The organism is Aeromonas sp. S9(2024) (genome assembly GCF_041403185.1).
Lineage (GTDB): Bacteria > Pseudomonadota > Gammaproteobacteria > Enterobacterales > Aeromonadaceae > Aeromonas > Aeromonas enteropelogenes.
This window is the reverse complement of record NZ_JBGLRE010000005.1, coordinates 61,700-80,618: the sequence shown is the minus strand read 5'-3', so window position 1 is coordinate 80,618 and position 18,919 is coordinate 61,700. Positions and strand designations below refer to the sequence as shown.

Here is an 18,919-nt window from a genome sequence, read left to right as displayed (position 1 = left end):
ACCGCCGTCACAGATAGCACCTCTCGCCATTGCCAGAATGGTAACAATCGGCACTTACGCTGTGTCTGACGCCATTCGTCCGCCTGCCAACGAGCCCGGTGATGCAACTTGCTCGCCATATCATCGCCAATGCGTGGCGGTGCGGATCCGTTTCCGTTAAAATGACGGGTTTTTGCCGTGCCTGGTTTGCCAAGCCCGACCAGGCACCCGCAGTGTGAATTCCAAGATGCCAGCGATGCAGGATCTGCCATGAACAACTACTTTCGGGTGCTGGGCGTCAAGTCCAACGCCAGTGAAAACGACATCAAGAAAGCCTATCGACGGCTGTCGAACCAGTACCACCCCGACAAGCTGATCGGGGCCACTGACGACGAGAAAGAGCAGGCTGCCATCAAGCTGCACCAGATAAAGCAGGCCTATGAAGTGCTGTCTGATCCAAAGCAGCGGGCCGCTTTTATCAAGGATTTCAACAACGTCATCGTGACCGATCCCGCTTCTGCCATGCAGGAGATGTGGGACCAATTCTACCCCTGAGGCATCATGCAAAAAAAATGGGATCAGGCACGACTCAAGGCCCTCTTGAGCGATGCCAGTGAAAATATCGAATCCTACCGGGATCAGGACGATCCCAAGGCGCTGGAACAGTTCACCGGCAAGATGAAGGCCCTGCTGCTGGCCGACATGAGCATGCTGGAGTTTATGCCCGAATACCTGCCGCTCGCCCTCTATGGCCGGGTGCAGTTTCCGGCCAAGGCCAAACCGCAGTGGGCCCGCTGGCTCACCAGTGACGAGCAGCCCTCCTGGGACGAGTTCAAGGTGTCGGTGGCGTTCAGCAACGCCGAGCTGCCGCTGGTCAAGGCAGTGCGCGCCCAGAGCGAAGATCAGCTGATGGAAGCCTGCGCCGTGCTGTTCCAGCTCGACAATCCGCTGCCGCGCGGCAGCCGCCGTGCCGATGACGACTATGAGCTGCGCGACGACGAGGATGAAGACGGGGAAGATGCCGACGCCGACTACAATGGCGATGAGCGCGACGACGGCGATCAGGATATGTACGACGAAGTACGTTTCTAATTGGGGCAACGCATGAACAACAGTCTGATAGAAATTACCGCCATCGAGATCAAAGAGCTGGCCGTGGTCGAGCCGAAACAGGCCAGCGAGAAGTTCGAGCTGATCGCCAAGACCATGTCTGACGATCAGCTGGCAGAAGTGATTGAAAACATTGATATCGTTACCCTGACCCAGATCAACGGCCAGCACGACATCTCCTTCCCCTCCATCATCTCCGAGCTGATGACCCCGGAGCGGATCCGCGACATCGTCTGCCAGCAGCCCCTCTACTGGGAAGAGGCGATCAAGAACAACGCCGACGAGCTGCAGCAGCACACCTTCGACTTCCTCAACTACCTGATCCGCACCCAGGAGAGCGAAGCCAAGCAGCGCGAGATCCTCGAGTGCGTGGCCGAGGATCCGGCCGGCCTCTTCTACCTCGCCATCCCCTTTATCGAGTTCTATCGCGGCGATCGCTACGAGGACGACGAAGGCTATCGTGACGTGCTGCACGCCGAGGAGGAAGATCTCGAAGAGTCCCTGCGCTACAGCGAACGCCAGCAGAGCGAGGATGTGCACGACTACGCCCTGGATGACCCGAGAAGCCTGTTGATGCTCATCCGCGAGCTGGCTCCCGAGGTGGAGAAATCCATCAAGGCGCTGCTGCGCAATGAGCACTCCACCTGGGACGGCATCATCAACAAGTTCGCCGCCGAGCTGGTGATGCAGGCCAAAGAGAAGAACAAGGTCGAGGAAGACGAGTACGGCGACGTCGACGACATGTTCAGCTTTCTGGATTAAGGAGCCCATTCATGCAGTTAGTCATTCGCGATGCCAACCAGGGCCCCTTTCTCACCCAGGTGCTGCGCTTTGGCCGCGACAACGAGCGTTTGAGCCAACAGCAACTGGCCGCCATCAAGGGCAAGGCGGTGCTGATGAGCCTCAAATTCGCCGACAAGTACTACAACAAGTACAAGATGCACCTGCTGGAACAGGCCGCTCACGACGTCATCGGCGTGGTGAGCCTGGGGTTGCAGGAACTGTCCCAGCGGGATCCGGCCAAGGCGCTGGCCCTCTTGCAGGCGCCGGAGGGGCCCATCAAGCCGTTCCAGAAGGGCTGGTCCATGCTCATCACCGTCAGTCCCAGGCAGAGCGGCAACAGCCTCTATGGTGACGTGGATGCGCGCCTGCTGGACAAGATCTCCAGCCCCCCCGATGTGGAGGAGTGGCAAGGGTGGCAGGAGTACGAGAAGGCGCTGGCCGAGCACAACAAGAACCGATTGATGGGGCTTATCGACCAGCACTTCTTCGCCTGCGAGAACGATCACCCCACCATGGAAGACAAGCTGGCCGAGGCCCTGCTCTATCGCATCCTCTGCGGCAAGGGCAGTGGCGCCGCCCCCCTCAAGGTGAAGCAGGATCTCAAGCGCAAACTGGCGCGGGAGATTGAGCTCAAGGAGGAGTGGTACGACACCGACCATCTGGCGACCCAGCTCGCCCTGATGCTTGGCGAACTGCCCGCCGACATGGCCGCGGCGATCCGCCAGGAGCTGAGCCCGGGCTTTGTCCCCAACCTGCTCCACACCCTTGGGTTTGTGCGCCAGTACCAGCTGCTGCAAAAAGAGAGCGCCTCGCCGGAGAAGCTCGACAACTTCGAGATGCGCGCCGGCATCAAGCACCCGCTGCTCGGCTGGCCCCTCTATCACGACTTCTGATAGCCAGCCTGCCAACAGGCGGCTCTCTCTGTAATCCAACGCCCGGCTTGCCGGGCGTTGTGCTATCCGGCAACCAGCACAATATTTCCCCCTGAAATCAAAAACAGGCCAAGAGATCAGCACACATCAAACGACTGGTATTTTTCATCACAGCACGGGAATAAATAAACACCGGGGTCAAGATGTAATGAAACACCGGGAGAAGCCGCAGGAAGGAGGATATCGGTCACAAAAGGGAGCCATTTGATTTTGGTATGCTCTCGATTAATATGCCCGTGATTGATACTCACAGTTCAGTGCATTAATCCAAAACCGATCCACTATTATCCATGAGACACATCATGAAAATGAAATACTTGGCGATCATCGCAGCTCTTTTCCTGTCGCACACCGCCAATGCCGGCCCCTATGGGGATGATCTTGCGAAATGCCTTGTAGAATCAACAACAAAAGATGACAGAACGTCTCTCGTCAAGTGGATGTTCGCCTCGGCATCGGCACACCCGGCCGTCAAATCCATCAGCAACGTATCACAAAAAGAACTGGATGATTCCAATGCCACGCTGGGCAAACTCTTTACCAAATTATTGACCAGTTCATGCCGGGATCAGGCAACCAAAGCACTGACTTATGAAGGAACCAATACCATCAGTACCAGCTTCCAGTTATTGGGACAGGTCGCCGCCAGCGAATTGTTTTCCGCTCCTGAAGTGCAGAAGGCCATGTCTGGTATTGAGAAAGGAATCGATAAGGCTGAATTTGAAAAGTTGATGAAAAAATAATTTGGCCAGAAGGGAGGGTGGGGGAAATATCGTCATCTCCCGGATGAAATTAAATTGGTCATGATTTATTGATCCGTTGGCTGGGTAACAGATCTCATGTTGCCGCCTAACGAATCCATCTTGCCTGTTATCTCCCCTCTCTCCTTATAACAACGCCCGGCTTACCGGGCGTTGTGCTATCCGATTTCTGCCTGCGCCACTACCCGGTGAAGATGGGCAGCAGGTTTGCCATATTGAGCAGATGGAACAGCGCTATCAGGATGCCAAACAGGATCACCCCCATCACCATGCCCTGGCCGCCCGGTGCCACGAAGCCCTGATCTCCCCCTTCCGCCTTGCGCGCTTTCATCACCAGCAGGGCCGGGACTATGCAGGTCCAGACGGTGGCGGCCGCTCCGGCATAACCGATGGCGATGATAAAGCCGAACGGAAACAGGAGTGACATCAGGAGCGGCGGCAGAAAGGTCACCGCCCACGACTTGGCACGGCCGCGGCGACTGTTGTCGAACTTGAACAGATCCGCCAGGTAATCAAATACCCCGAGCCCCACCCCGATAAAGGAGGAGAGAATCGCCGCTATGGAGAAGGCGTGCACCGCATGGTCGACCCTGCGGGAGTCGATCACCGACCCCAGCGCATTGAGCAACGCATCCACCTCGCCCCCATGGGCGATGACGGGGCCAAACTGCTGGCGCGGCAGGTTGCCGAAGATGCTCACCAACCAGAGGATGTAGAAACCGAGGGCGATCAGGGTGCCTCCCAGAATGGCCCTCTTGGCCTTGTGTTCGCTCCCGTAATAGGCCCGCATCGAGGCCACCGAGTGGTGATAACCGAACGAGGTCAGCGCCACCGGCAGCAGGGCCAGGGCGTAGGGGGCATACCCCATCTCCTGGTGCATGGAGTCAAACAGCTGATCCACATTGACCCGCATCGCCAGCCCGGAGACCCCGAACACGAAGCTCAACAGCATGAAGGCGATCAGCACCACCGAGATCCGGTCCACCGCCCGGGTCGAGTGCCACACCAGACTGGAGAAGAGCAGCACAAACAGCACGGAGGCGATCTTGCTGTCGATGCCGAGCAGCCCATGCAGGATCAGCCCGGACGAGGTGATATAGGCGTAGAGCAGGATCCCGCCGACAAAATAGACCGCCAGGTTGTTGAACATATTGACCCTGGATCCCAGCAGATCCCGGGTCACCGTATTGAAGGAGACGGTCAGCTCGTAGCCCTTGAATGCCTCCAGCAGCATCCAGCCCGAGACCGTCATCACTATCATGGTCAGGGTGATGACCAGAGTGGACCAGCTGGCCCAGGCCCCCGCCCCGGCGCTGGGCAGCCCCAGCATCCCTGCCCCGACACAGACGCTCGCTATGATACAAGCGCCCCCCACTATGGATGGATTTTTGGCCATCGTATTCCCCCCTGTCTTATTCCCTGAATGCAGATTCAAAAAAGGCACAGAATCTTCTGTGCCTTGCTTTGCTTATTGGTTGTTATGCTTCGGCCAGCTGTCTGGCCGTCGTCGCCGTATTTGGCGCCACCTCTTCAAGCCGGGCGGTGAAGTGACGCAGTACCGGCGGCTCGTAGGTGAAGGTCAGCCCCTTGATATTGGCGGCGTTCTTTTTGACCTCCTGGAAAGCCTCAATGATGAAGTCCATGTGGGTCTGTGTGTAGGTGGCGCGCGGTATGGTCAGGCGCAGCAGCTCGGCCGGGCAGGCCATCTGCTTGCCGGTGGCCGGGTCACGACCCTGTAACAGGGAGCCTATCTCGACCGCACGAATGCCGGCGACCTTGTAGAGCTCGCAGGCCAGGGCGTGGGCCGGGAACTGATCTGCCGGGATGTGGGGCAGCAGCTTGCCCGCATCGACGAAAGCCGCGTGTCCCCCTGCCTGCTGGCAGACCACGCCGATCGCCTCCAGCCCGTCCACCAGGTACTGCACCTGCTGGATGCGGTAAGCGAGCCAGTCCTGGCGCATACCGTCGCGCAGGCCGACCGCCAGCCGCTCCATGGCGCCCCCTTCCAGGCCGCCATAGGTGGGGAAGCCCTCCTGCACCACGCACAGAGTGCGGCACTCGTTGTAAACGTCCAGCATCGACTCATCTTTGAAGCAGAGCAGGCCGCCCATCTGCACCATGGCGTCCTTCTTGGCGGACATGGCGAGGCCGTCTGCATACTTGTAGGCCTCGCGGGTGATCTGCTCGATGCTCCAGTCGGCGTAGCCGGGCTCGCGCTGCTGGATGAAGTAGGCGTTCTCGGCGAAGCGCGCGGAGTCCATGATCACCGGGATCTCGTATTGACGGGCGATGGCATAGACCGCCTTGAGGTTGGCAATGGAGACCGGCTGGCCCCCGGCCGAGTTGCAGGTGATGGTGCTGACGATATAGGGCACGTTGGCCGGACCCGCCTCCTGGATGGCCGCCTCCAGCTTGTCGAGATCGAAATTGCCCTTGAAATCGGCGGTGACGCTGGTGTCGAACGCTTCCTTGGTATAGACGTTCTTTGCTACGCAGCAGTTGATCTGGGTATGGCCCTGGGTGGTGTCGAAGAAGTAGTTGGAGAGCGCCACCATCTTGCTGCGATCCAGCCCCTTCTCCTGCTCACGCTTCTTGATGAGAACCGGAATATAGATCTGTTCGGCGCCGCGCCCCTGGTGGGTCGGAATGGTCAGCTCGTAGCCGAAGATCTCCTGCACCGCCTTGCGCAGGGCGTGGAAGCTGCGGCTGCCGCTGTAGGCTTCGTCGCCGCGCATCATGGCCGCCTGCATGTCCTGGGTGATGGCGCCGGTGCCGCTGTCAGTCAACAGATCGATAAAGACGTCTTCGCTGTCGAGCAGGAAGGGGTTCATGCCGGCCTGCTTGATGGCGGCCTCGCGGTAGTCACGAGTGGTCCGTTTTACCGGTTCGATAACGCGAATGCGAAACGGCTCGGGCAGGTGTTTGAAATGTTCCATGGTAAACCTCGGCATTATTTGGCGAACAGGATCGCCATCCGGCGCAAATTAAAGGATGCGCAGGAAAATAGATAAATAGAGACCCGGCTTGGCTACATATGGCGACAAACCAGATATCAGAGACAGAATGTCAGCACAGGAATATGTGCAGAAGGGGCCACCGGCCCACAGCGGAAGGCTTATTTGATTGGGAAGAAGAAGGCTATCTTGCGATCAAGATTGAACCATTTGCAGGAAGTGAATGTGCGATTCATGGTGCCCACCCAGTTGAAAATAAAATGTCGATATGACCAGCTCATTATGAACAGAAGGCATCCGGGTTCAATACGCCAGATAAGTAAACTGGGATCTTGATAACATTTTATACAACTCTTTTTGTGACGGGAGTGACGCTCGCCCTGTCACGGCATAGAGCCAAGCGCAGCCAAATAAAGTATGAACATAACACAATCAAACGTAACACCTTGTATTCATTGATATTTAACAAATTATTCAATACAGGAAAATATAAGAAGTCATCCGCCTACCGGGTGATTTCACCAACGGATGGCCATCAGTCCATGTTAAATTTTGTTGCACTTGCAATCAGCTTGGTTCCCCACCCTCCCCTTATCAAGGACCATCATATACCCCTGTTCCTGGCCACAAGATGACCGACTGATGGCCAACCTTTTATATCCCTCTGTATTCAAGAGATTAAGGTCAGGGGTCGTCACTCAATATAAAAAGAGAAAACCATAAATACGCTACCCATTGGAATGAGATGATAGGTTATTAATCAATAGATAATTTTACAGACAGATTAAACCGACTCGTTACGTTCACTATCATCGGCATTTCGTGATAAACAGCCTCCCCAACAAAAGCTCTGGATATATCCAGTCACCTTGTCTACCCCCTTTGCGCAATTGTGCCGCCAGGCTCAGCGTTTATAATCCCCGCCTGATATGAAGTGGGGTATTTGACAAGATGAGCAGAAAACCGGACCGCATTACCGCGATGCAGCAGATCATCGATGCCGTCAAACAGGAGTTCCCCCTCTATCAGGCCGACACCTTCAAATGCGGCCCCGACAACACCTGCATCGGCTGCCCGAAGAAGCTGATGGAACTGGTCGATACCGAGCTCTGCTACTGGCAATACCAGATCAATCGCGGCATCCCGCCCACCTTTGACGAGCTATCCAGCTTTGGCAAGATGTGCCGCAATATCCGGCGGGCATTGGTGCGCAATGGCCGGATCCCCGCCTGACCATTTCGCTGCGTCATACACCTCTGATACGGCTGGCGGAGTGAAGCCAGCGCTCCCGCACCTGCTTTGGCAAACCAGAATGGAAGAAGGAGCCTTATCGGCTCCTTCTTGTTATCTAAGGTGGCGCAGCCTGACCTGATCAGGTCAGGTAGTAGCGCCACATCCGCACCGGCTCCGAGTAACCGACCCGGATGCAAAACGGCGAGAGGTCCTGATTGGCCTGCTCCAGCGTGAGGGTCTGCTGGGCATCCTCCTCGCACCACTGCACAAAATCGTCGCTGTTGAAGCTGTAGTGATCCCCGTGAAAGATCCCGTGAGCCTCGATAAGCCCGATGGCTTTTTCTGTTTCCATGATTGGCCTCCTGGCACTGGGGTGTCCCCTTCCAGTTTAGGCCCCGGGCAGGAAGTTGGCAGGGTCAGGGGGTGATGGTCCACATGGCGCTATCCATCCCGGTCTCGCGAAAATCGATGACCACGGGATACTCGGTGCCGCAGCCCGTCACAGTCCAACGCTCTTGCCAGTAGCGACTACCCGGCTCCCCCTTGGGCAGTTGCAGCACGGCAGGTACAAAACGCTCCGGCGCCTCGCAACCCTTGGTTGCCACCCAGCCCGCGACACCGACCATGGCATCCCGGATCAGTTGCTGGTTGGCCATGGTCCCCTCCTGCACGGGTTCACGGGTCTCGGCATGCAGCGGCAATAGCCAGGCAGCACACAACAAAAACAGGGCAACTCTCATCCTCTCACCTTCCTTGCATCAACAACGCCAACATTTGATTCGATTGGCACTTAACCATCATGCCCTGAAAGACATCCAAACAGAACCCGCTATATATGACGACGGCAAGAATCGGAATCGCTTTGCTACTATCCCTCTTACCTGGCAACAAAAACCATATCGAGCCGCAGCGTAATCGATCGCACCGCAGACTCCATGCCAATGGGAAAGAAGATCTGATGGATGACCGGTAACCTTGCGGTAACTTGTTTTCGCGATCGTCTGATTACGCTTCGCTAATCAAACCTACGGCCCTTGCAGCCATCTTCCAGATTGGCCTGGTGAGCCAGAGTTTCATTGAGCTGTCGCACAAACCAGCTGATGGAGTAAAGCCGCTCGCGCCACTGCCTATAAGTTGTTTAACCACTGCAATCTCAGGTTCAATCAGGGATTCCCCCTGATACCAGCGCCGCACCAACAGCGACCATTGGAACAACGCAGCCCAGCGCTCGGCCACCTCCCGCTCACTCCAGTTGGCGGCGGTATCGGGATCAACCTTGAGCACCAGGTGGTAATGGCTGCTCATCGCTGCATAGGCGCCGATGTTCGTAGCTCTGACCAGAATGGGTCTCTTCCCCACACAAGAAAGCCCGCCGTACACAGCGACTGACCACGTGGTAGTAAGGCGTATCCTGCAAACTGATTTGACGTGACCGGGCAATGGTCATGGCGCATCCCTCGACAGTGATTCCTCAAGGCAAGTACAGGATTACGCCGCGGTCACAAAGGTGGGTGTCCCAGTTTTTGTTTTTGGACCTACAGCCCTAGCCTAGAGTCCAGATATTAGTTGACCATTACAATCGATAACATTTAAATTCAAAGTGGTAAGCAGATAAGTACACTTAACTATATTTTACATTACTACCTTGAGGTAAAAAATGAAGATATTACTTGCAGTAGATCAAGACAAACACCCTATAAAAAGCAACATACTGTCAAGTGAAAATGATTACTCAAAATATTTTAAGAGTAAGGAGCACGAGCTTGCGTTTTATTTAAAAATAAATAATCAGGCCTTTGATAAATACCTTGGCATAAAAAAATACATATGATTGATGTGAGAAAGGCGAAAGAGTTGAAGAATGAATACTTACGTATTTTTCATCCTGACCGCAAGAAAGATGTGGATAACGGCTTGAACTATGACGATATTTGCGCAGATATAAGCACCATTTTCCATCGCGTTTCAGGAGGGAAGTTATGACTACCAACCTTCCATCCACTCATTTTTACACATTGGCCTCCCTTGATATCAAACTGCAAAATGAAATAATTTGATATAATAATGCGTTGCTCAATACCCTAAGTTCAAAAACCTTGTCAGCGATAAAAAATGCATTTTCTAGAAGCATATTGGTTTGGCAAAATGGGCTATGTTATGTAAAGGTTTCTGAGTTAAATAATTTACTAAGGACTGGTAGCTCCGGGGCGGAAAACTATTACTGGCAACAGGGTATTTCCGGCTATTCTTCACCCTCATCACCCCATGAACTAGGTGATGACATCTATATATCCGGTCCTGATTTTTTTGGTCTACTAGATGCCAGAATACAGCTTACCGCCGGTAAAACACACTTATATCTAAAGTATGTGAGGGCTCTTTACATATCAATTACATCGTCGTCAATCATCAGCGACCTAAGAACGTCATTTTCAATAAATATAAATAACCAACGAGGAGAACTAAAAGAACAGCGAATATCATACTACAACATCCAACAATGTGAATTTACCAACAACATCTTCACTAACAATTCGCAAGTGCAGTTTGCTCATATCGAGAGTGTTACAACTGCTCCGCTGTTAGCGTTAAACATTGACAATGGTGTAATAATTCTTAAGCACATCCACGCTGACCTGACACGCCTCGGTATTCACGACTTCGCAGGCATGTATGACTACTGCATTCAGAATAATTATTCCACTGTTTGGGCTGAGAAATACAACCTTTAACAATTAATACTTTGTAATTGTTTTTTGAAAATTAAGTTGTACACCATCATGGGCCTAACTCCATACATATAATAAGGGAGCTCCCGCTCCCTTTTATTTATTACCCTTCCTGATTTTCCCCGGCAGCCGGTTCGGCACCGGCGGCGGGTTCAATCTCGATGCGATCGACCCGCTGCAGACCGCGGGGCAGCTTGGCGCCGCGGCGACCGCGCTCGCCGCGGTAGTAGTCGAGATCGGACGGCTTGAGGGTCAGCTTGCGCTTGCCGGCAAAAAGAGTCACCGACTGGCCTTGCGGGATGACGGCGGCCATCACCACAAACTCCTCCCGCGCCTTCACCCGCGCCGACGGGATGCTGATCAGCTTGTTGCCCTTGCCCTTGCCGAGCACCGGCAGGGTATTGAGCGGGAACAGCAGCATGCGCCCCTCGTTGGAGATGGCCATGCAGAGATCCGTGTCCGGCGCGCCTATCCTCTGGGGCGCCATGACGATGCCCCCTTCCGGCACGGTGAGCAGCGCCTTGCCGTTCTTGTTCTTGCCGATCAGGTCGTCATATTTGCAGACGAAGCCGTAACCGGCGTCGGAACAGACCAGATACGGCTCGCCTTCGTTGCCCATCACCAGATGGCGCACCTCTTCCCCGGCCCCCAGCGCAAAGCGGCCGGTGAGCGGCTCGCCCTGACTGCGGGCGGATGGCAGGGTGTGGGCCTCCAGCGAATAGGTACGTCCCAGGGTGGAGAGGAACACCGCCTGCTGGTTACTGCGACCGCAGGCGTGGGTGAGGTAGCTATCCCCCGCCTTGTAGGAGAGCCCCTCGGCATCCACATCGTGGCCCTTGGCCGCGCGCACCCATCCCTTGTCAGAGAGGATCACGGTGACCGGCTCGCTCGGGGTGAGCTCCTTCTCGGTCAGGGCTACTGCGGTAGCGCGCTCCACCAGCGGAGTGCGACGATCGTCGCCGTACTTCTCGGCATCGGCCAGCAGCTCTTTCTTGAGCAGGGTGCTGAGGCGACGCTCGGAGCCCAGGATGAGTTCCAGCTTGTCGCGCTCTTCCGCCAGTTCGTTCTGTTCAGCGCGCAGCTTGAACTCTTCGAGCTTGGCCAGGTGGCGCAGTTTCAGCTCGAGGATCGCCTCGGCCTGGGTCTCGCTGATGTTGAAGCGCTCCATCATCACCCGGCCTGGCTCCTCCTCGGTGCGGATGATCTCGATCACCTCGTCGATATTGAGGTAGGCAATGAGCAAGCCTTCGAGGATGTGCAGGCGAGCCAGCACCTTGTCGAGGCGATACTGCAGGCGACGGCGCACCGTCTCGCGGCGGAAGCTCAGCCACTCGGTGAGGATGGTCTTGAGGTCTTTCACCTGGGGCCGGTTGTCCAGACCCAGGATGTTGAGGTTGACCCGGTAGTTCTTCTCCAGATCCGTGGTGGCGAACAGGTGGGCCATCAGCCCCTCCACGTCCACCCGGTTGGAGCGCGGCACTATCACCAGACGGGTCGGGTTCTCGTGGTCCGATTCATCCCGCAGATCGGTGACCATGGGCAGCTTTTTGGCCACCATCTGGGCTGCGATCTGCTCCATGATCTTGGCGCCTGAGGCCTGATGGGGCAGCGCCGTGATGACGATGTCGCCATCCTCCTCGCTCCACACCGCCCGCTGCTTGATGGATCCCTTGCCGGTCTCGTAGATTTTGCGGATGTCGTCGCGCGGCGTGATGATCTCGGCGTTGGTCGGGTAATCCGGCCCCTGGATGTGCGCCATCAGGGCATCCAGCCCGGCAGTGGGGTTGTCCAGGAGCTCGACGCAGGCGTGGGCCACTTCGCGGGCGTTGTGGGGCGGGATGTCGGTCGCCATGCCCACCGCGATGCCGGTCACCCCGTTGAGCAGGATGTGCGGCAGGCGAGCTGGCAGTACCACGGGTTCTTTCATGGTGCCGTCGAAGTTCGGTGTCCACTCCACCGTGCCCTGGCCGAGCTCGGAGAGCAGCAGCTCGGAGAAGCGCGACAGGCGCGCCTCGGTATAACGCATGGCGGCGAAGGATTTGGGATCGTCCGGCGCGCCCCAGTTGCCCTGACCGTCCACCAGCGGGTAGCGGTAGGAGAAAGGCTGGGCCATCAGCACCATGGCTTCGTAACAGGCGCTGTCGCCGTGGGGATGGTACTTACCGAGTACGTCACCCACGGTACGGGCCGACTTCTTGTGCTTGGAGAGGGCGGAGAGCCCCAGCTCGCTCATGGCATAGATGATGCGCCGCTGCACGGGCTTGAGGCCGTCGCCGATATGGGGCAGGGCCCTGTCCATGATGACGTACATGGAGTAGTTCAGGTAAGCCTGCTCGGTAAAGGCGCGCATGGGCTGGCGCTCTACCCCGTCCAGACTGAGCTCTAGATCACTCATGTGGTGCTTCTCTTGGTTATTTGGGTCGCGGCCGTGGCCGCCAAAATCGTGGGCAAGGGCGCGTTACAGAGCGTAATCGCGCTCCACCCTTGCAATGCGTGTCTTGAAGGTGCGATACCACTGCTCGCGGCCGAGGCGCTGGGCCTCCTGGTGCTCGAGATCGCCCTTCCAGTGGCGGATCGACTCGAGATCGCGCCAGTAGGAGACAGTGATGCCCACCCCGTCACGGGCCGACTCCACACCGAGAAAACCCGGCTGGGTGCGGGCCAGTGCCAGCATGCGTTCGGCCATGGCGGCGTAGCCCTCGTCCACGTCGGTGCGCTCCGAGGTGAAGATCACCGCGTAGTAAGGGGGTTCCGGGGTATTGGCTATCATCTGTGCTCCTTGTCCGGCTCTCACACTTCGGCGAGGTTGCCCTTCTCTTCCAGCCATTCGCGGCGATCACCGGCGCGCTTCTTGGCCAGCAGCATGTCCATCAGCTGCAACGTCTCTTCCCCTTCGTCCATGGTGAGCTGCACCAGGCGACGGGTGTTGGGATCCATGGTGGTTTCCCGCAGTTGCTTGGGGTTCATCTCGCCCAGGCCCTTGAATCGGGTCACCATCACCTTGCCCTTCTTCTTCTCGGCCTCGACCCGCTGCAGCACGCCGTTCTTCTCGTCCTCGTCGAGGGCGTAGAACACCTCCTTGCCGATGTCGATCCGGTAGAGAGGTGGCATGGCCACATAGACATGGCCCTGTTCCACCAAGGCGCGGAAGTGCTTCACAAAGAGGGCGCAGAGCAGGGTGGCGATGTGCAGACCGTCGGAGTCTGCATCCGCCAGGATGCACACCTTGCCGTAACGCAGGCCAGAAAGATCGTTGGAGTCGGGATCGAGACCGATGGCCACCGAGATATCGTGCACCTCCTGCGAGGCAAGCACCTGACCGGCCTCCACCTCCCAGGTGTTCAGGATCTTGCCGCGCAGGGGCATGATGGCCTGGAATTCGCGATCCCGCGCCTGCTTGGCGCTGCCGCCCGCGGAGTCACCCTCCACCAGGAACAATTCGCCTTGCATGGGATCGGCGCAGCCGCAGTCGGTGAGCTTGCCGGGCAGGGCCGGGCCCTGGGTAATCTTCTTGCGCACCACCGTCTTGGCGGCGCGCATCCGGCGCTGGGCGCTGGAGATGCAGAGCTCGGCCAGCTGTTCCGCCAGCTCGGTGTTGCTGTTCAAGTAAAGACTGAAGGCATCCTTCACCACGCCGGAGACGAACGCCGAGCTCTGGCGCGAGGAGAGCCGTTCCTTGGTCTGGCCGGCAAACTGCGGATCCTGCATCTTGATGGAGAGGATGTAGGCGCAGCGATCCCAGATGTCTTCCGGGGTCAGCTTGACCCCGCGCGGCAACAGGTTGCGGAACTCGCAAAACTCGCGCATGGCGTCGAGCAGGCCCTGACGCAGGCCGTTGACGTGGGTACCGCCCTGGGCGGTGGGGATCAGGTTCACATAGGATTCGGCGAGGCATTCGCCCCCTTCCGGCAGCCAGCACAGGGCCCAGTCCACCGCCGACTGATCGGTGCTGAAGGTACCGACGAAGGGCTGCTCCGGCAAGCAGGTGAACTGCTTGACCGCGTCGATCAAATAATCCTTGAGGCCGTCTTCGTAGCACCACTCCAGCTTGATGCCGGTGTTCTTGTCGAGGAACTTGATGGTGAGGCCAGGGCAGAGCACGGCCTTGGCCTTGAGCAGATGTTCGAGCTTGGAGACCGAGAACCTGGGGGAGTCGAAATAGCTCGCCTGCGGCCAGAAACGCACCCGGGTACCTGTGTTGCGGCGCCCGCAAGTGCCTGTGATAGTCAGCTCCTGCACCTTGTCGCCACGCTCGAAGGCGATGTCATAGACCTGGCCGTCGCGGCGCACCGTCACCTCGACCCGATCGGAGAGGGCGTTCACTACCGATATCCCCACCCCGTGCAGACCGCCGGAGAACTGATAGTTCTTGTTGGAGAACTTGCCCCCCGCGTGCAGCTTGCAGAGGATCAGCTCCACCCCGCACACCCCTTCCTCCGGGTGGATGTCGACCGGCATGCCGCGGCCATCGTCGATCACCTCGAGGGACTGATCCTCGTGGAGGATCACCTCCAGATTGCGGGCATGCCCCGCCAGCGCCTCGTCGACGCTGTTGTCGATGACCTCCTGGCCGAGGTGATTGGGCCGGGTGGTGTCGGTATACATGCCGGGGCGACGACGCACCGGTTCAAGGCCATTGAGGACCTCAATGGCATCCGCATTGTATTGAGTAGACATGGAGGGCCTTGCGAATTGACGTTTGGAGGGAATCTTAACTGCTAGGCGGGATCAGGACAAACGCCCCGCACAGAAAGCTTGATCTGAATAGGCGCGCGGCCCGCTTTTGACTCATCGGCGAGGCATCACCATGCCGTACGGCAAGCTGAGTTCCAGCACCAGGGCCCCGCAATCGCAGCTGGCCTTGTGCTTCACCTGAATGGGGGTATTGCCAATACGCTTGATCATCTTGCCTCCTTGCCGCCAATCCACGTGCCGAGTGAATCAATCGAACAGGGTATCGCACCGCCCCTCTTGCACATGCCGGTGCAGGGTATGCAGCTGGGATTCCACCACCCGGTGGCGGGAGAGTGGGGGCAGTGCCTCGATGGGGAAATAGGCCGCCCCCCGAGTTTCATCGGTTTCGGTGAGCAGCTGGCCGCCGGTCACCTCGCACAGGAAGAAGGCCTTGTGAGCGTGGGGCAGCTGGGGCGGATGGGGGTGTTTGAGCTTGTCGAACAGGGCCAGCAGTTGCACCGCCCGGCACTCGAGGCCGGTCTCTTCCACCACTTCCCGCACCACGGCAGCTGCCGGCGAGTCGCCGATATCGCACCAGCCACCTGGCAGGGTCCAGCCGCCGTCGCTGCGCTCCTGCACCAGCAGGATCCGTCTTGCCTCATCCACGATGAAAGCACGCACATCCAGCTTGGGGGTGGGATAGCCAGTGTCGAGGGCGATCCAGTCGCCGATGGCCTCGGGGGCCAGCTCGCTCTGGCTGACAATAAGGGCAACCGTGGCCGCTCTCAGCGCCTCGAAGCGGCCGATATCGAAAGGGTCTTTGGAGTAGGTGAGCCCAGTCTGGGCCGTGGCCAGTACCTGTTCCAGAAAGGCGGCCAGCGGCGGTGGCATGATCAGAGCCCGAGGAAGCGGACGATTTGGGCGGGGTAACGCTCGAACGCCACGAAGGCGTGGTTACCACCGCACTCCAGCGACAGGCGGGCGAAGCGGTACTCCTCCAGCGCCTTGCGATAGTCCAGCACTTCATCTTCCTGCTGTTGCAGCACCCAGAGCCGCTCGGGGGCGGTCACCGGCACCGCCAGCGCTCTCAGCTCGTCCATGTGCGCCGGCAACAGCTCGTAGCGCTCGTCGGTATAGGGATTGGTTTGGGGGCCAAGATAGTCGCACAGGAGCTCATGGGGTCGTACCGCCGGATTGATCAGGGCCGCGCGGCAGCCATACAACTCACTGACCCTGGTCGCCATAAAGCCGCCGAGAGAGCTGCCCACGGCGCCGAGCCGCAGCGCAGCGCCATGGCGAGCCACAAGATCCGCGATGGTCTGCTCGATGGCCGCCCAGGCCGCCGCCGGAGTATTGGGCTGGGCCGGGATCACCACCTCGATATCGGGCCTGTGTTCTGCCACCCAGGCCGCCATCTGTTGCGCCTTGGCGGAACCCGGCGAGGAGTTGAAACCGTGCAGGTAGAGGAGGACGGGCTTCATGCAGTGCTCCTCAGTAACCGGTGGCATTGGGGTCAGGCACAAACTGGCCGACCGGCAGACGCCACACCTGGCTGGCGATGCGGCCATCCGGGTAGAGGGTGAGGTAGCGCCAGCCCGGGCCGGACTCGTCCAACGCGAAACCATCGGAGAGCGGCTTGAACTGGATGCAGGTGGAGGGGCTGGAAATCAGCCGCACCCCGCGGTGCACCTCGTCGAACTCCTGATGAACGTGACCAAACAGTATGGTCTTCTGCTGCGGGTGGCGGGCCAGCACGGCAAACAGGTCGTCGGCGTTTTTGAGGTTGTGCTGATCCAGCCAGGCGCAGCCTACCGGCACCGCCTGATGGTGCAGGGCGATGAGGGCGTGACGATCCGGATATTGGCGCAGGGCGTTGTCGAGCGCCTCCAGCTGGTGATCTCCAATCATGCCGTGAGGTTTGCCGCGCACCTGGGTGTCGAGCAGGATCACCTGCCAGTGCTCGCCCACCAGCTGCTTGGCCTCGCTGATCCCGGCGGCATGCAGGTGCTCCGTCATCAGGGGGCTGTCGTCATGATTGCCGGGCAGCCAGTAGATGGGGCGGGAGAGCGGCGCCATCATGGTGGCGAAGCGCTGGTAGGACTCCGGACTGTGATCCTGCGACAGATCGCCGGTGGCCAGGATCAGGTCGTAAGGGTGGGCGTTGGCCTGCACCTGATCCAGCACGGCGGCCAGGCTCTCTGCGGTGCGCACAGCCAGCAGCCGACCCTCGGCGCTGGCGAAAAGATGGGTATCGGTAATTTGCAGCAGGTGCACACTGCCATCCTGCGCCTGAGGTAGCTCTGTTTCCAAAATCACGCTTCTTTATATTTGTTCAACTGGAGATATTGATCGGACTGGTACCATGTCTGAGACAAAATTTCAGCCATTCGGCCAGAAACAGATTTACCTGCTCCTTTTCATCCCGCTGGTGCATCTTTTTATTGGGATAATCATAACGTGGTTGCAAACGAGAAATCTGTTGCGTTGCACACACTTCCGCCATTCGCACATCATGATACAAACGAATCTCTATTTGCGCCTGCAGATATTCGGGCAATTCGGGGTTGTGCTGGCTCAGCAACACCTCGCTGGTGAAGCGGCTCTCGCCACAGACGGTAAGCTGGAACTGCAGATCGTTGCCGACCCGGTAGCGCCGCTCGGCCCCTACCTCTCCACCCGGGGGCAGCAATTTCATCAGCGCCATGTAGTTGACCTCACAGGTGCGCTGCAAGGACATCAAATCAGGCACATAGCGTTTGAACGGGCTCTGGACTAACGCCATGTTGCAGCTCCATCAATCCAATCCCACGGGTAGTTGAACTCGCAGGCGAGCAGATCTGGCATGTGAACGCTGGCCTGAAGCCGGGTCATCGCCATCTCAGCGATCCGCCAACCAGCGGGCGCGCAGCTCGCCATGATTGAGAGCCAGCCACTGCAGGGCGATGACGGAGGCGGCGTTGTCGATGCGCCCCTCCTTGAGCCAGGCATAGGCCTGCTCGCGGCTCACCACATGCACCCGGATATCTTCCCCCTCTTCCGCCAGACCGTGCAGTCCCTCGGCCTTGCTGGCATCCACCTCGCCCACATAGACCTCGATCCGCTCCGTGCTGCCACCCGGACTCACCAGATAGCTGATGGCGTGCTCGCAGCGACCCACCTCGATGCCGGCCTCTTCCACCGCTTCGCGACGTACCACGGCCTCGGCAGTCTCCCCTTCATCTATGATGCCGGCCACCAGCTCCAGCAGCCAGGGGGTGCGACTGGTTTCCATGGCGCCGATGCGGAACTGCTCCACCAGCACAATCTGGTCGCGTACCGGATCATAAGGGAGCAGCGCGGCGGCGTGGCCCCGCTCGAACAGCTCGCGGACTATGGGTTGATTCCAGCCACCAGCAAATAACCTGTGCTGCAAACGATAAACGTTCACCTTGAAGAAGCCGTTATAACCCGATGATTTTGAAATTATTTTTACGTCTTCGGCGGCATAATGCCGATCCTGCGGCAGGGGATGCTGTGACATACGAGGCTCCCGTCAGCTTGACTTGAATCTGTTTGACCATAAAATCCGAGGAACATGAATGAACATTCATTCACTCTCTGCACCAAGGTCAATGAGGGGTGGATTTTAGCAGCCACAGACCATTTGGCTAGGCACAGGGAGGAGAAAATAGCGTTCGGTTCTTGACGTTCCCGTCACTGGACCGGAGACTCTTGGCATTAAATTTTGCTAACTAGTAGAGTGATTAAGCTGCAATCAAGCTTGG

Annotated in this window: 19 protein-coding genes and 2 pseudogenes; 6 read left to right on the top strand and 15 right to left on the bottom strand. The window is 57.9% G+C overall.

The annotated features are described in order from the left end of the window. Positions 1-249: 249 nt before the first annotated feature. From ACB028_RS10130 to ACB028_RS10110, 5 genes are all read left to right on the top strand, one after another. Entirely contained in the window at positions 250-534 is a 285-nt protein-coding gene (locus ACB028_RS10130) for a J domain-containing protein (protein WP_026458058.1), read from the top strand. A 6-nt stretch (positions 535-540) separates the two neighbouring features. Next, positions 541-1,071 (top strand): hypothetical protein, encoded by a 531-nt coding sequence (locus ACB028_RS10125; protein WP_371144201.1) that lies wholly within the window; start codon positions 541-543, stop codon positions 1,069-1,071. 12 nt (positions 1,072-1,083) lie between these two features. Beyond that, positions 1,084-1,851: a hypothetical protein gene (locus ACB028_RS10120; RefSeq protein ID WP_042025944.1), complete on the top strand. Its 768-nt coding sequence runs from the start codon at positions 1,084-1,086 to the stop codon at positions 1,849-1,851. Positions 1,852-1,862: 11 nt separating this feature from the next. Beyond that, on the top strand, positions 1,863-2,765 hold the full coding sequence (locus ACB028_RS10115; RefSeq protein WP_371144200.1) for a hypothetical protein: 903 nt from the start codon (positions 1,863-1,865) through the stop codon (positions 2,763-2,765). A gap of 341 nt (positions 2,766-3,106) precedes the next feature. Next, a complete protein-coding gene (locus ACB028_RS10110) occupies positions 3,107-3,547 on the top strand; it encodes a hypothetical protein (protein ID WP_197064454.1) in 441 nt (146 codons plus the stop codon). 199 nt (positions 3,548-3,746) lie between these two features. Here the strand turns inward: ACB028_RS10110 and ACB028_RS10105 are convergent, their stop codons facing one another. The 3 genes from ACB028_RS10105 to tnaC all read right to left on the bottom strand — a co-directional run bounded on the left by ACB028_RS10105 (position 3,747) and on the right by tnaC (position 6,755). After that, on the bottom strand, positions 3,747-4,961 hold the full coding sequence (locus ACB028_RS10105) for an aromatic amino acid transporter (RefSeq protein ID WP_371144199.1): 1,215 nt from the start codon (positions 4,959-4,961) through the stop codon (positions 3,747-3,749). Between the two features lie 82 nt (positions 4,962-5,043). Continuing rightward, a complete protein-coding gene (tnaA, locus tag ACB028_RS10100; protein ID WP_338611283.1) occupies positions 5,044-6,501 on the bottom strand; it encodes a tryptophanase in 1,458 nt (485 codons plus the stop codon). A gap of 179 nt (positions 6,502-6,680) precedes the next feature. Then, on the bottom strand, positions 6,681-6,755 hold the full coding sequence (gene tnaC, locus ACB028_RS10095; RefSeq protein WP_223380490.1) for a tryptophanase leader peptide: 75 nt from the start codon (positions 6,753-6,755) through the stop codon (positions 6,681-6,683). Positions 6,756-7,500: 745 nt separating this feature from the next. On the opposite strand from tnaC, the gene ACB028_RS10090 reads away from it, so the two are divergent. After that, on the top strand, positions 7,501-7,752 hold the full coding sequence (locus tag ACB028_RS10090; protein WP_042025886.1) for a hypothetical protein: 252 nt from the start codon (positions 7,501-7,503) through the stop codon (positions 7,750-7,752). Positions 7,753-7,891: 139 nt separating this feature from the next. Here the strand turns inward: ACB028_RS10090 and ACB028_RS10085 are convergent, their stop codons facing one another. From ACB028_RS10085 to nudF, 12 genes and pseudogenes are all read right to left on the bottom strand, one after another. Continuing rightward, positions 7,892-8,104: a hypothetical protein gene (locus ACB028_RS10085; protein WP_026457462.1), complete on the bottom strand. Its 213-nt coding sequence runs from the start codon at positions 8,102-8,104 to the stop codon at positions 7,892-7,894. A 64-nt stretch (positions 8,105-8,168) separates the two neighbouring features. Then, positions 8,169-8,492 (bottom strand): hypothetical protein, encoded by a 324-nt coding sequence (locus ACB028_RS10080; protein ID WP_223379184.1) that lies wholly within the window; start codon positions 8,490-8,492, stop codon positions 8,169-8,171. A 290-nt stretch (positions 8,493-8,782) separates the two neighbouring features. Then, a pseudogene (locus ACB028_RS10075) lies at positions 8,783-9,199 on the bottom strand (alpha-amylase family glycosyl hydrolase); the annotation flags it as partial. A gap of 1,385 nt (positions 9,200-10,584) precedes the next feature. Then, on the bottom strand, positions 10,585-12,876 hold the full coding sequence (gene parC, locus ACB028_RS10070) for a DNA topoisomerase IV subunit A (protein WP_335837436.1): 2,292 nt from the start codon (positions 12,874-12,876) through the stop codon (positions 10,585-10,587). 63 nt (positions 12,877-12,939) lie between these two features. Continuing rightward, positions 12,940-13,251 carry an antibiotic biosynthesis monooxygenase gene (locus ACB028_RS10065; protein WP_335837437.1) on the bottom strand — a complete coding sequence of 104 codons (312 nt, stop codon included), beginning with the start codon at positions 13,249-13,251 and terminating at the stop codon, positions 12,940-12,942. A 20-nt stretch (positions 13,252-13,271) separates the two neighbouring features. Continuing rightward, positions 13,272-15,158 carry a DNA topoisomerase IV subunit B gene (gene parE / locus ACB028_RS10060; protein ID WP_042072642.1) on the bottom strand — a complete coding sequence of 629 codons (1,887 nt, stop codon included), beginning with the start codon at positions 15,156-15,158 and terminating at the stop codon, positions 13,272-13,274. Between the two features lie 114 nt (positions 15,159-15,272). Next, positions 15,273-15,386: pseudogene (locus ACB028_RS10055) on the bottom strand (GFA family protein); the annotation flags it as partial. Positions 15,387-15,422: 36 nt separating this feature from the next. Beyond that, a complete protein-coding gene (locus ACB028_RS10050) occupies positions 15,423-16,046 on the bottom strand; it encodes an NUDIX hydrolase (RefSeq protein WP_371144198.1) in 624 nt (207 codons plus the stop codon). A 2-nt stretch (positions 16,047-16,048) separates the two neighbouring features. Further along, positions 16,049-16,636, bottom strand: coding sequence for a YqiA/YcfP family alpha/beta fold hydrolase (locus tag ACB028_RS10045; protein WP_371144197.1), 588 nt, complete (start codon positions 16,634-16,636; stop codon positions 16,049-16,051). Between the two features lie 10 nt (positions 16,637-16,646). Continuing rightward, positions 16,647-17,465: a 3',5'-cyclic-AMP phosphodiesterase gene (gene cpdA, locus ACB028_RS10040; protein WP_223379197.1), complete on the bottom strand. Its 819-nt coding sequence runs from the start codon at positions 17,463-17,465 to the stop codon at positions 16,647-16,649. A gap of 22 nt (positions 17,466-17,487) precedes the next feature. Continuing rightward, a complete protein-coding gene (locus ACB028_RS10035) occupies positions 17,488-17,937 on the bottom strand; it encodes a DUF1249 domain-containing protein (protein ID WP_342017673.1) in 450 nt (149 codons plus the stop codon). Positions 17,938-18,033: 96 nt separating this feature from the next. Then, positions 18,034-18,675 carry an ADP-ribose diphosphatase gene (gene nudF, locus ACB028_RS10030; RefSeq protein ID WP_026456747.1) on the bottom strand — a complete coding sequence of 214 codons (642 nt, stop codon included), beginning with the start codon at positions 18,673-18,675 and terminating at the stop codon, positions 18,034-18,036. Positions 18,676-18,919 lie beyond the last annotated feature (244 nt).